Origin of the sequence: Desulfobulbus sp. (assembly GCF_030824455.1) — a bacterium.
Taxonomy (GTDB): domain Bacteria; phylum Desulfobacterota; class Desulfobulbia; order Desulfobulbales; family Desulfobulbaceae; genus Desulfobulbus.
Genome location: NZ_JAVBXR010000090.1, coordinates 1 through 13237, shown reverse-complemented (window position 1 = coordinate 13237; position 13237 = coordinate 1). Strand labels below are relative to the sequence as shown.

Below are 13237 nucleotides of genomic sequence, written 5' to 3'. Positions count from 1 at the left end.
AGCTATCGGTTTTGTAATCGCGGTTCGGCCACACAACCGCCTACCTGCGGTCCTGCGGTCATCAGAACGGAATTCGTGCAAAAGACCGCGCCGTTGTCCACCTTCAAAGCGTCGAGTCGCAGCTTGATGGATGCGGTGCAATCAGGCAATGGCCGCACGGCGCTTGCCAATCAGGAAACCGATTTCTACCCTGTATCCTTAAGGCGCGAGGTGTTATGGCCGGGAACGATCTTTGCCGACCCCTACGGACATGTGCTCATACTCGCAAAATGGGTCGGCCAAACTGCGGAGAGCCCCGGCGTTTTATTTGCGGTCGACGCCCAACCGGATAATTCCATTGCTAGAAAAAGATTTTGGGAAGGAACCTTTTTATTTGCCAACATTGCCAGCGCCGGCCCCGGTTTCAAGTCGTTCCGGCCCATGGCGAACAAACGGTTGTTGAAGAATGAGGAGTTGCCCAATTATTCGCTGGAGCAGGCGGATTTGAGTCCTGAAGAGTTTTACGCGCAACTGTATGCACTCATCAACCCTGAGGGATTGAATGCGAAACAGGCCTACGAGGCGACGTTAACCGCCTTGATAGAACAGTTGGAAACGCGCGTGAAATCGGTTGAAAACGGCGAAGCCTATTTTCAGAAAGGCGGGTCTGTTATTGCTATGCCCAATGGCGCCGCTATTTTTGAAACTGTCGGCGCCTGGGAAGATTTTGCCACCCCGTCGCGGGACATGCGGTTGATCATCGCGATGAACGTGTTGCTCAATTTTCCAGAAAAAATTCAGAGTTATCCCGAATTGTTCAACTTGACGGCCCAATCTGCCCGACAAGTGAAGACCGAGATCGAGCAGTTGCACGACAAACTGACTGCAGCAAAGGAAATCCAGTATAACCGCAGCAACGGCGAGCCTTGGCGCCTGTCGATTGCCGACGTTTTAGCGCGTAAATCCGCCTTTGAGATGGGATATAACCCCAATGATTGCGTCGAGGTTCGCTGGGGGGCGGAAGTGGGAACGGAGGAATATGCGAATTGTCTCCGCCACGCTCCGGCTGCGCAGATCAAACAAATGACCACGGTGCGCGAATGGTTTCGCGAGGCAAAGCGCCCCGCGCGTTGAGTCAACGCAAACGGCACACAAGGCGTGCCGCTGTGCTTTGAAATTGAGCTGGCCTGGGCTGTCGCGGGACAGGCAACGCACCGTTCCCCTTTGAGAAACTCCCTGGAGAAACTATGATTACAGCGCTTGTTGAATTCACCCTGCCTCAGCCAATCACCAGCAGCCAGGCCAAGGAAATTTTTCTGAGCACGGCGCATAAATACCAAGGCATGCCTGGCTTGTTGAGGAAATATTACTTTCTCACTCCAGACGGCGCCAAGGCCGGCGGAATTTACTTGTGGAAGTCTCGTGAAGACGCTGATCGAGTGTATACCGAGGAATGGAAATCGTTTGTACGCGGCAAATACGGCTCGGACCCTTCGTTGACCTTTCTGGAGACCCCCGTTGTGGTCGACAATGTGCTCAATGAAATTATTTCGGCAACCTGAATCGATCAAACACTCGTCGGACCTTGCTTGGCCAACCCCGGCTCGAGTTGAGCGGCGAACCGTGGGCGAGCCGTAAGCCCGCTGTAGGCCGCTGCCGCCCGCTGCAAAGCGTGTTGGCTTGACCGACAAATTACATCTTTGAGACGCGACGATGGCGCTTATTCACTGTCATTTCTTTTCGCAGGTTCTAGGTCTGATGTCGACCATGAGCGTGATTCTCCCCGATCCCGGACCGCTTGAGGTCGGCGTCGCCCCAGGAAATCCAAGCCAACGATACCCGACCTTATACCTGCTGCATGGCCTGTCCGATGATCACACCGTCTGGCAGCGCCGCACGGCGCTCGAGCGCTATGTGGAAGGCCTGAATCTGGCCGTTGTCATGCCTGCGGTGCATCGGAGCTATTATGCGGATATGGCGGACGGCCTGCGCTATTGGACGTTTGTCAGCGAAGAAGTGCCTGCTGTTGCCCGGCATTATTTTCCGCTCTCCCTGGAACGCCGCGAAAATTATGTGGCGGGGCTGTCGATGGGAGGCTATGGAGCCTTCAAGCTCGCCATGACCTACCCGGAACGTTATGCGGCGGCGGCGAGTCTGTCGGGGGCGTTGGATGTTGTCCGGCTCGTCCAGGATGAACAGGCGGCAGGCCAAGCTGATCAAAACGAGATGGAGCATATTTTTGGCAAGGCCGAGGCGCTCGCTGGCGGCCCGAATGACCTCTATTCGTTGGCCGAGCAGATGGTCAAGCAGGGGAAGCCGCGACCTGATCTGTATCAGTGGTGCGGAACGGAGGATTTCCTGTATGCCGACAATGTGCGTTTTCGCGAGCATGCAGAGTCTTTGGGGGTAGCGATGACCTCCGCAGAAGGGCCAGGCGGGCACGAGTGGTCCTGTTGGGATGCGCAAATCCAACGGGTGCTCGCCTGGTTGCCGGGAGTTGATCGGCGATAGACGATGCGGTGCGACACCTAACGAATTTGCTTCTATCCTCAGTGAAACGGTGATTTGCTACCCATTTGCAAATTTTTAACGCTTCAGGAAGAAAATGAAAAAGAGATGTGGCTGGTGCGGCAGCGATCCCCTTTATGTGGCATATCACGACGATGAATGGGGCGTTCCCGTCCATGATGATCGTCTTCTTTTTGAGTTTTTGGTGCTTGAGGGCGCTCAGGCAGGATTGAGTTGGTTGACCATTCTCAAAAAGCGAGAAAATTACAGAAAGGCGTTTCAGGGGTTTGCCTGTGAACTCATTGCTGGCTATACGGAACGCGACATTGCCCAGTTGTTAAACGACCCAGGTATTGTACGCAACCGCTTGAAGATCGAAGCGGCGATCAAGAATGCCAAAGCGGTGCTGAAAATTCAGGAAGAGTACGGGTCCCTTGATGTATTTCTGTGGCGCTATGTTGAAGGCCAGCCAATTCATAACGCCTGGAAAGTGTTGGGAGAAGTGCCGGCGCAAACACAGCTGTCAGGCCAGATGAGCAAAGATTTGAAGAAACGAGGATGCAACTTCGTTGGCTCGACCATTTGCTACGCATTCATGCAGGCCGTCGGCATGGTCAACGATCATACCACGGACTGCTTTCGATATGCGGAGATCGCAGACCTGCCCCGATAGCACAACGGCAACAGGCGACTCCCTCCACTCCACTCCATTTCACTTCTCGGCTGCTTTCCCATGACTCCAGCAATAAATGCCGCAAAAAAGGCGAAAATTCGCTTTCAAATCCACGAGTATAAACATGACGACAGCGCAGGCTCCTACGGGGAAGAAGCTGCAATAAAGCTGGATGTTGACGGCAAGAGAGTTTTCAAAACCCTGGTGGTTTCAATTGACGATGAAAAGTTATCTGTCGGCGTTATTCCTGTTGCATGTCAATTGGATCTCAAACGTTTTGCCAAAGCGCTTGGGGCGAAGAAAGCCGCGATGGCGCAAGCACATGCCGCTGAAAAGACAACAGGATATGTGCTGGGTGGGATAAGCCCGCTTGGGCAAAAGAAACCCTTGGTTACGCTCATTGATGAGTCATCGACAGGATTTGACACGATATTCGTCAGCGCCGGCCGCCGGGGGCTTGAGATCGAGCTGTCTCCCGCTGATTTGTGTTTGTTGACAAAAGGAAAATTTGAATCTATTTGCAAATAGAGTGCAGTTCGGGAATTTGATCCTGGCGGAGACGCCCTGTTTTTTGAGCGGCTCTGCAAGAATCAGAGGGGAAGAAGCGGTGGTCTGAGCCCTGAAGAGGCTCGAGAACTTCTTGTCGCGGCCCTATCACAAAAACCAATGCATGGACGTATCTCGGGGGGATTGGCTTTGTTGCTTGGGATGTCTGCAACATCCAGCCAGCCCCTCAATATTTTATCGGCTTGAGCGCCAAAAACGACGGCCTGCCGGGTGGCAGGCGATTAAGAGAAAGGAGCACACTCAAATGGATATGAAAACTGTACGGGAACAGGCCCGCGAACAACTCAAAGGATTTTGCCGGGTCTGCCCGGTCTGCGATGGGCGCGTTTGCGCCGGCGAGGTGCCAGGCATGGGCGGCGTGGGAACGGGCAGCGCTTTTAAGGCCAACCTGGAGGCATTGGCGAAGGTTCAATTGAATATGCGCACCATTCACAACGTGAAAGAACCGGATATGACGTGGACGCTATGGGGTAAAACGCTCTCCATGCCGATCCTGGTCGCCCCCATCACAGGTTCTTCCTACAACATGGGTGGGAAAATGACCGAGGAGGAATTCATTGCCGAGATGGTGGCGGGCGCGGTCGAGGCCGGCACGCTCTGCATGACCGGCGACGGCGCCGACCCGCGGATGTTCGACAGCGGGTTGAAGGCTGGCGCTGAAAACAAGGGCCATTCGATCGCCATTATCAAACCGCGAGCCCAGGAGGTTGTTGCAAGCCATCTGCGCGCCGCAGAAGAGGTGGGCGTGCTCGCCGCCGGAATGGACATCGATGGCGCGGGGCTGGTCACTATGGCGATGAAAGGCCAGCCGGTTGGTCCTAAGACCTTGGCGGAGATGCATGAGGTGATCGCCGCAACCAAGCTGCCGTTTATCGTCAAAGGGGTGATGACGGCGGACGAAGCGGAGGCTGCTATCCAGGCCGGGGCCAGTGCGATTGTGGTGTCGAACCACGGCGGCCGGGTGCTCGATTTCACCCCTGGAGCAGCCGAAGTGTTGCCTGCAATCGTCGACCGCGTCAAAGGCAAGGCGATTGTTTTTGTCGACGGCGGCGTGCGTAGCGGGAGCGATGTGCTGAAACTGCTCGCCCTCGGCGCAGACGCCGTGCTGGTTGGCCGCCCGGTGTTGATAGCCGCTTTCGGAGGCGGCCGCGAGGGTGTGGCCTTGTATCTCAATCAGCTTAAAGGAGAACTGCTGCAGGCTATGCTGCTGACCGGAACCGCTGACGTGAAAAATGTGCCGGCAAGCATTCTCTACAGCGGACACCGGGGCTGAGAACGGAATTCACAAACCGGCAAGGTGTTTGCTGTTGGGCGCGAGGAGGCGGTGATCTTCAAGCCCTCAGTTCTCCATCAGTCAATATAATATAATAAATATCAATGGGATAATGATAACCCACCGGCTTGAAGTCGGTGGGTTATCTGTCTCTACGGCGCCTGGGATTTTGCTGATTTGGGGATCCAATCCCTATTTTTTAACGGCCCTTTTCATGGCTTGAAAAGGGCCGTTGGCTTGAGGGAAACCGAAACAGGGGGCGTTTCGCTCCCTCTGGTCAAGGCCATAGGTGGGGCAGGGGGCATAACCGAAGTGGCCTTCGCCGCTCCTCGAGCTTGTTTTGTGTCGTCTCGACCACCGGGGGAAATCTTCGCGCCCCCGCCAACGCCGCCTTGCCTCTCCCTCGAACAGCACACCCCAGAAAAGAACCCGGATGGAACTCAAGCGGTATTCGGGGGGGCCTTTGCGGATTGGCTCGGCGCCGAGGGGGTCTGTTGCGTCGTTTAGTTTCGCCTCAAGTCGTGCCGGCGACAGCGCCCTTGCGGAGTGCAATCCGGCGCCGGTCGCCGAGGATTCTTTCCGTCTCCGAACCCTTTTTTTCCCTTCTGATGGGCCTCGTTGTTGCTTCCATTTCTTCCCTCTCTGCCGCTGAAAAAGAGGGGTGATAGGTGCCGGCACAGGCAAAAAATTGTTTTGTTTTTCCGGTAGGTTTTCCCGTTTCGCAAGAGCACGGAAAAATGTTTGGGTTGCAATATCTCGAAATTCTGTTATTTTCATGCATCTTGATAGAAAAAGCCACCACGACTTCAACTTGAGAGAACAACAATATGCGAACAACCAAGCTCGTTTTTATGGTTCTGATCGGCTTGGCGATGATCGAATTTTCCTTTGGACAATCACTCAACGCCGCCCCTTCAACCAAGGCGGCAAAAGCATCGCTCGCCGCCTCCAAAACCACCAAATCACCCGCCTCGACTGCCGCAAAATCCGCCAAATTGATGAAAGGCCAGGCTGTCGTGTATTCCGACAAATTGATCGGCAGAAAAACTGCCAGCGGTCAAAAATTGTGTCAGACCCAAATGACGGCTGCACACCGCTCGCTTCCGCTGGGCACGAAGGTGCTCGTTACCAATGTCCGCAACAACAAATCAGTTGAAGTGCGCATCACCGACCGGGGGCCCCACCATGCTGGCCGCGTGATCGACTTGACGACTGCCGCCGCCGCCAAAATCGGGATGAAGAAGACCGGCAACGCCCTTGTCCAACTGGAAGTCGTTCGCGGGGACTCGTCCAAAAAATCATAAACAGAAATCGGGGCGAGCGGATTGCCGGCGCCGCTTAACCGCAACCCTCGCGTGTGAACACGAAGCAGTGCAAAGCGGCCTTAGGTTAAGCCAAGCCGCTAGACCCACCCACCCTGCTTGCCCAGTCTGCAATTGCTGGGCAAAAAGAGTCGAGCTCAACCAATCCTCCCTTCATCCGGTCCCCAATCTTGCCGCCGGGCCCATTGCGCCCATCCACCGGCCATTTCCAGGCATCCCAGATCTTCAACAAGCAATTCCTTGTCAGATCGTCCATCTGCATCAGCCCCCCAAAAAAAATGCGCTGCTGCGCTGCCGGCAACGGCATGATGCCCCCTGGCCGGCCTTGAACGGAACCAGTGGCGGTGGTTTTGCATGTGAACAGCCTTGCCCGCAGGGGGCGCGGCGGAAGGGAGGCGATAAATTAGCTTGGAGAGAATTGCATTTAGCCTATACAATGATTGAGCAACGAGGGTTTGCTTGTTTTTGTAGCGTTAAATCAAAAGAGTAGCGTTGATGGCTAAAAAATTGAAATCCAAGGTGACGGCTGATTTGAAGAAAAACAGGCTGTATATCACCGTCTCTTCAACCGCAACCCAAACAGAGCTGAAAAAGGTGTATACCGATGTTCGGTTTTGCGTTGCCGATTTAAAACCTGGGTTCGACGTCATTAGCGATATTTCCGGGTGCACCCTCGGCCACTTGAGCGGCATCAACATTTTCAAGAAGATCATGGAGTATCTGATTGTGAACAAGGTCGGCCGGGTCGTTCGGGTCGTGGTCGGCACAAACATCATCCTCAAACAACTTCTGGCTGCGGCCGCAATATTCCAAAGCTATAAACCCATCTATGTCGCTTCGCTCCAAGAGGCCGAGGAACTGCTCCTTGAGCCGGTTGAGCCGGAAGCCCTCTGTTTCCAGATCAATCGGCGGCAGGTCGAATACGCGGGAGATGCGGCCAACGAGAACGGACAGCTGCTTGACATTTCGACCAAGGGGTGCACCGTGCAGGGCCCGACAGCCGCGCTGTCCATAGATCAGCACTTGTCCATGACCCTTTCCCTGTATCGTGATCAGGATGAACTGTCAGCGCTTGCCATGAAGGCCAAGGTGGTCTCGGTTGCTGAGGACCGTTTCGCAGTTGAGTTCTCGGATGTGGATCAGGAATTGAAACAGGTGTTGTATCAATGCCTGGTCAACGAGGCCTGCCGCTCTACCGGGCTGGTAAGCGGCTGATCTCGCCGCTTGGCTTTTCGTTCTTGTATTTCCGGAAAATGTTCAGTAAAGTTTAGGCATTAGTTGATTCGTCGGCGGATAACGGGCTGGCCTGAACGCGCGGCGTTTCCACTGCAACCGACGTGCAAACGTGGAGCCGTCCGGGAAATGCCCTGAAGGCGTTGCACTGATTGCTCCGAATCCACAATCAAAGCAAAGGAGGAACACATGGCACGAAAAACCCTTGGTCTTTTTCTCTCCCTTGTGTGCGCGGCAGTGCTTGCGCTCACCGTATCCTGCACCACCCCGGCAGGCAGATCCACAGGCCAGGTGGTGGACGACGCCGCCATTACCACCCAGGTCAAGGCTGATTTGCTGGCTGACAAGGACGTCAGCGGCCTGGCGGTTTCAGTGGAAACGTTTCAAGGCGAGGTTGTGTTGACCGGCGCGGTCGATACCCGGGCGCAGAGCAGCAAGGCAACGCAGATAGCCCGCAAGGTGCATGGCGTCACCAACGTGAAAAACCTTCTCAAAATTAAATAGCGCGGTCAGCATGGGGGATGTCCGGAAGGCTCCCGAGTGATTGGCGACATGGAACGGGGCTGCGGATGCTTCCCCGTTTTTTTTATGCACATTTGAGGAACGGTTCCCGGCAGAACGCCAAACCAAGCCAGCAGCGACTCCGCAAGGGCTTTTTTTTGCCGGCTGCAACTGTTGGGCGACCAGGAATCGTTGCCGTCACCTCAATCAGCGAGGTTCCGTCATGAAGCTGCAGTCTGTGTTGCGTTGTGTTCTCCTCGTGTTCGGCCTGGCCACGCTGGCCGGTTGCGCCGCCCCTGTTCCCTCCGGCTTATGGCAGGAGGAATCAGACGTGCAGCAATTGTTTGAATCCGGCCAACTGCTTCCCGATCACACCTATTATTACCTCGGCTCGTTTGCCGCGCCTGATTCGGTCATCGCCGTCAGCAATCAATTCACCCTCCGCAGTCGGGTTTGGGCCCAGATCGACATGACCGAAGCGCGGTTGAACGGATGGCTGCAGTGGTGGCGGACCGAGCGCTACGGGGCCTGCGACTATCACGGCGGCCGCATCATCGCCCCGGATGGGCGGCAGGCGGGCGTCTGGTATTCGCAAAATGTTTTCAACATCATTCACCTGCCCGAGCCCGGGGTGATCGAAGTCTACAAACCCCACTCCTACGCCGGCAGAACCTGCGGCGAACCCCGCGACGAGTCGTCGCGATGACCGAGGGGCGCAGACGCAGACACAGTCCGTCTGACGCCCCTTTCCCGGGTTTTGCGCCCAGCGCGCCTAGCGAGCGCAACGCCGCTGCGGCGACATGGACAGACGCCCGTCCCTGCATTCAAGGAGAATCTCGATGAACAACAACCGACTCGAGCTTTTGGCCCCGCTCTCCGGGGTGATGGTCCCGCTTGAGACCATTCCCGATCCGGTTTTTGCCCAGAAAATCGTGGGCGACGGCGTGTCGATCGATCCCGTTTCCAGCGAGTTGTCGGCGCCGGTGGCCGGCACGGTGGTCAACCTGCACCGGGCCTGTCACGCCCTCACCCTGCGCAGCGAAGAGGGGATTGAGGTGCTGCTGCACATCGGCATTGACACGGTGGAGCTCAAGGGCGAAGGGTTCACCGCCCTGGTCAAGGAGGGCGACGCGGTCAAGGCCGGGCAGCCGCTGATCCGTTTTGACCTGGACGGCGTGGCCCGCAAGGCGCGCAGCCTGTTGACCCAGATGCTGATTGCCAACGGCGAGCGGGTGGCCCGGTATCTGCCGGCTGTCGGCATGGTTCGGGCAGGGGAAACGGCGGCGTTAACCCTGGAGTTTGCCGCACCCACTGAGGCAGACCATGCGGCCCAGGCGGCGCAGGCAGGCCAAGCGGGGCAGGGCGAGGCCATTGTTGGAGAGATCGTGCCCCTGCCCAATCCCAGCGGCTTGCACGCCCGGCCGGCGGCAGTGCTGGCCACGGCGGCCAAGAAATTCAAATCCGTGGTTTTTCTGCAGCGCAACGATCAGGAGGTTAACGCCAAATCAGTGGTGGGCCTGATGGGATTGTCGACCGCTCAGGGTGATCCGTTGCGCGTCAAGGCGCTCGGGCCCGATGCGCAAGAAGCGGTCGGCGTCCTGACCGAGTTGCTGCGCCAGGGATGCGGCGAAAAACCAGGTGAAGCACCTGCGGCGGCGCCCTCCGCGCCCGAACCGGTCCGCGTCAAGGGGGCTTCCGCCGACGAGATGGTCGGCGTTTCCGCTTCGCCGGGGCTGGCTGTGGGCAAAATCGTGCAGTACCGGCAGCAGGCGCTCGACGTGGCCGAGCAGGGGGCCGGCCCGGATCAGGAACGCGCCGCGTTTGAGTCGGCCTTGCGCACCGCCCGCAATCAGATTGAAACCCTCAAACAGCAGATCAACGCCGACGCCGGCAACCGCAACCGGGTCGAAATTCTCACCGCGCACCAGGAATTGCTCGACGATCCCGGCCTGATCGATCTGGCCATCGCCGGCGTCAGCCAGGGCAAGAGCGCCGGGTTCGCCTGGCGCGCAGCCTTCACCCAGTATGCCGCGCAGTTGGAAAATCTCGACAACGCCCTGCTGCGCGAGCGGGCCAATGACGTGCGCGACGTTGGCCGCCGGGTTCTGGCCCTACTGACCGGCGTCGTCCAGGCGGCGCTCACGGTTGCGCCGGGCACGATTCTCGCGGCCGAGGAACTGGCCCCGTCGGACACCGCCGCCCTCGACCCGGCCAAGGTGATCGGTTTCTGCACCACCACCGGCGGCGCCACCAGTCATGTGGCCATCTTGGCGCGCTCGCTTGGCATTCCGGCGGTCTGCGGGATCGAGGAATCAGCGCTTTTGATTGCCGACGGCACGCTGGTGGTGCTCGACGGCAGCCAGGGGATTCTGCGCGCCCATCCAAGCGAGTCCCAGGTGGCCGAGGCCCGCGACAAGATGACGCAGATCGCCGCCAAACGCGAGGCCGACAAGCTGCTGGCGATCAAGCCGGCCGTTACCCTGGACGGCCATCTGGTCAAGGTCATGGCCAACATCCGCAACCTTGAGGACGCCCGTGAGGCCCTCCAACTGGGCGGCGACGGCGTTGGCCTGCTCCGCTCCGAGTTTCTCTTCCACGAGCGAAGCGTCGCGCCCACCTATGAGGAGCAGGCCGCCGAATACGCCGCCGTTGCCCAGGCGCTCGGGCCGGAGCGCGAGCTGGTGATCCGCACCCTGGACGTCGGCGGCGACAAACCCCTGACCTACCTGCCGCTGCCCAAGGAGGACAATCCTTTTCTCGGCATGCGCGGCATCCGCGTCAGCCTGGAGCGTCCCGACCTGCTGCGCATTCAGTTGCGGGCCATGCTGGCCGCCGCCGAGGCGACCCAGCTGCACATTATGTTCCCCATGATTGCGACCATCGACGAGCTGCGCGCCGCCAAAATGATCCTGGCGGAGGAATCGGCAGCCACGGGCAAGCAGGCCAAGGTCGGGGTGATGATCGAAGTGCCGTCGGCGGCGATCATGGCCGAGGTGTTCGCCCGCGAGGCCGACTTCTTCTCCGTCGGCACCAATGACCTCACCCAGTACACCCTGGCCATGGACCGGGGCCATCCCAAGCTGGCCAAACGCGCCGACGGGCTTGATCCTTCGGTGCTGCGGATGATCGCCCTTGCGGTGGAAGGCGCGCACAAGCACGGCAAATGGGTCGGCGTCTGCGGCGGTCTGGCCTCGGACGTGATGGCCGTGCCGGTGCTCATTGGTCTGGGGGTCGACGAACTCTCGGTTTCCGTGCCGGCCATCCCCTCGGTCAAGGCCTTGGTGCAGCGGTTGTCGCTGGACGAATGCCGCAACCTGGCCAGGGAAGCGCTTGCCTTGGCCAGCAGCGGGGAAGTGCGCACACTGTTGGCGGGGTTCGCCCAGTAGCGTCACGCGGCGCAATTGATCGATTTCTGAGGAGGAATTGCTATGTTCAAAGGTTTGTTCTCTTCGCTGCAGAAAATCGGCAAGGCCTTGATGCTGCCGGTGGCCGTGCTGCCGGTGGCCGGCCTCCTGCTTGGCCTTGGCGCCACCGACTTTCACGGGTATGTGCCGGCGCTGGTTCTGGCCCTGATGAAGAATTCCGGCGACGTCATCTTCGGCAACCTGCCGCTGATTTTTGCCATCGGCGTGGCCCTGGGCTTTACCGAAAACGACGGGGTGTCGGCGGTCGCCGCGACCATTGGCTACCTGGTGATGACCGTCACCCTGGGCGTCATGGCCACTTTGCTTGGCATCAAGCCGGCTATGATCATGGGGCTGCCCTCGATCCAGACCGGGGTGTTCGGCGGCATCCTCGCCGGCGGTCTGGCCGCCTTCCTGTTCAACCGCTACTACCGGATAGTGCTGCCCGAATACCTCGGTTTTTTTGCCGGCAAGCGCTTCGTTCCGATCATCACCGCCCTGGCGGCCATTGTCCTTGGCGTGGCGCTCTCCTTTGTCTGGCCGCCCATCCAGAACGGCATCAATGGCTTTTCTCACTGGGCGGCGGTCAGCAGTCCGCGCACTGCGGCCAGCTTGTACGGCCTGGTCGAACGTCTGCTGATTCCCTTTGGCCTGCATCACATCTGGAATGTGCCCTTCTTCTTTGAAATGGGCTCCTATACCGATGCCGCAGGGCAGGTCGTTCACGGCGACATCAACCGTTTCTTTGCCGGCGATCCCAGCGCCGGCATCCTCGCCGGGGCGTTCTTCTTTAAGATGTTTGGCCTGCCGGCGGCGGCAATCGCCATGTGGCGGTGCGCCCGTCCGGAAAACAGGGTCAAGGTGGGCGGCATGATGATTTCGGCGGCGCTGACCTCCTTCCTCACCGGCATCACCGAACCCATCGAGTTTTCCTTTCTGTTCGTGGCGCCGGTCCTGTACGTGCTCCACGCCATCCTGGCCGCTTCCTGCCAGTTTGTCGCCAACACCCTCGACATGCACATGGGTTTTACCTTTTCGCAGGGCGGCATCGATTTTTTGATGTTCAACCTGATTGGCGGCAAGGCCAAGAACGCTTGGTATGTTTTCCTCCTGGGGCCGATCTGCGCGGGCGTCTATTACCTGGTGTTCTCCGTGGTGATCACCAAGATGGACCTGAAAACCCCGGGCCGGGAAAAAGAGCAAGCCCAGGCCGGCCAGACCCAGACCGAAGGCGTTCACGGTCAGGCCCTGGATCTGGTCCAGGCTTTCGGCGGCCGGGGCAACATCGTCAGTCTTGATTCCTGCATCACTCGCTTGCGGGTTGCGGTGGGCGATCCGGCCAAGGTTGATCAGGCGCGGCTCAAGGCCATGGGCGCGGCCGGGGTGATGGTGGTGGGCGACGGCATCCAGGCCATTTTTGGCCCGACCTCGGAGAAACTGATGGTTGCTATGCAGGATTATCTCAAGGTGGCGGGGGCCGAAGCCGACCAGGGGTCGCTGGGTTCTGCCCCGGCTGCAGTGCCTGTGCAAGCTCCTGCCGAGGTCGCTGCAACAAGCAGCAGCAGCCTGCGTCTCGACGCTGCTATGGTTGCAAGCGGGTTGGGCGGCCGGGGCAACATCGGCGCCGTGGCCTTGGTGGCCGCCACCCGGGTGCGGGTCGAACTCCTTGATTCCGGCAAACTCGACGAACCAGGGTTGCAGGCGGCCGGCGTGGCCGCAGTTGCCCACGCAACCGAGGCGATTGTGCATCTCATCGTTGGCGTTGGCGTTGCCGACC

General features: G+C 58.6%; 12 protein-coding genes and 1 pseudogene. 12 read left to right on the top strand and 1 reads right to left on the bottom strand.

What is annotated here, in order from left to right:
• The 7 genes and pseudogenes from RCH93_RS10970 to RCH93_RS10940 all read left to right on the top strand — a co-directional run.
• Positions 1–1113: pseudogene (locus RCH93_RS10970) on the top strand (hypothetical protein); the annotation flags it as partial.
• A gap of 113 nt (positions 1114–1226) precedes the next feature.
• A complete protein-coding gene (locus RCH93_RS10965) occupies positions 1227–1541 on the top strand; it encodes a YdhR family protein (protein WP_306548449.1) in 315 nt (104 codons plus the stop codon).
• Between the two features lie 151 nt (positions 1542–1692).
• Positions 1693–2490: an alpha/beta hydrolase family protein gene (locus tag RCH93_RS10960; protein WP_306548448.1), complete on the top strand. Its 798-nt coding sequence runs from the start codon at positions 1693–1695 to the stop codon at positions 2488–2490.
• Positions 2491–2584: 94 nt separating this feature from the next.
• Positions 2585–3160 carry a DNA-3-methyladenine glycosylase I gene (locus RCH93_RS10955; protein ID WP_306548447.1) on the top strand — a complete coding sequence of 192 codons (576 nt, stop codon included), beginning with the start codon at positions 2585–2587 and terminating at the stop codon, positions 3158–3160.
• 60 nt (positions 3161–3220) lie between these two features.
• Positions 3221–3688, top strand: coding sequence for a Cys-tRNA(Pro) deacylase (gene ybaK / locus RCH93_RS10950; protein WP_306548446.1), 468 nt, complete (start codon positions 3221–3223; stop codon positions 3686–3688).
• Positions 3689–3971: 283 nt separating this feature from the next.
• On the top strand, positions 3972–5000 hold the full coding sequence (locus RCH93_RS10945; protein ID WP_306548445.1) for an alpha-hydroxy-acid oxidizing protein: 1029 nt from the start codon (positions 3972–3974) through the stop codon (positions 4998–5000).
• Between the two features lie 827 nt (positions 5001–5827).
• Entirely contained in the window at positions 5828–6304 is a 477-nt protein-coding gene (locus RCH93_RS10940; RefSeq protein WP_306548444.1) for a septal ring lytic transglycosylase RlpA family protein, read from the top strand.
• Positions 6305–6389: 85 nt separating this feature from the next.
• Here the strand turns inward: RCH93_RS10940 and RCH93_RS10935 are convergent, their stop codons facing one another.
• The gene (locus tag RCH93_RS10935) at positions 6390–6629 is read right to left on the bottom strand and encodes a hypothetical protein (protein WP_306548443.1); all 240 of its coding nucleotides are present in this window, start codon (positions 6627–6629) and stop codon (positions 6390–6392) included.
• A 188-nt stretch (positions 6630–6817) separates the two neighbouring features.
• Here RCH93_RS10935 and RCH93_RS10930 point away from each other — a divergent pair, with 188 nt between their 5' ends.
• From RCH93_RS10930 to ptsG, 5 genes are all read left to right on the top strand, one after another.
• Positions 6818–7537: a PilZ domain-containing protein gene (locus tag RCH93_RS10930; RefSeq protein WP_306548442.1), complete on the top strand. Its 720-nt coding sequence runs from the start codon at positions 6818–6820 to the stop codon at positions 7535–7537.
• A 207-nt stretch (positions 7538–7744) separates the two neighbouring features.
• Positions 7745–8059 carry a BON domain-containing protein gene (locus RCH93_RS10925; RefSeq protein WP_306548441.1) on the top strand — a complete coding sequence of 105 codons (315 nt, stop codon included), beginning with the start codon at positions 7745–7747 and terminating at the stop codon, positions 8057–8059.
• A gap of 220 nt (positions 8060–8279) precedes the next feature.
• Complete coding sequence (locus tag RCH93_RS10920; RefSeq protein ID WP_306548440.1) at positions 8280–8762, top strand: hypothetical protein; 483 nt, start codon at positions 8280–8282, stop codon at positions 8760–8762.
• A gap of 133 nt (positions 8763–8895) precedes the next feature.
• Positions 8896–11442: a phosphoenolpyruvate--protein phosphotransferase gene (ptsP, locus tag RCH93_RS10915; RefSeq protein ID WP_306548439.1), complete on the top strand. Its 2547-nt coding sequence runs from the start codon at positions 8896–8898 to the stop codon at positions 11440–11442.
• Between the two features lie 42 nt (positions 11443–11484).
• The coding region (gene ptsG / locus RCH93_RS10910) for a PTS glucose transporter subunit IIBC (RefSeq protein WP_306548438.1) at positions 11485–13237 on the top strand (1753 nt) is incomplete at its 3' end.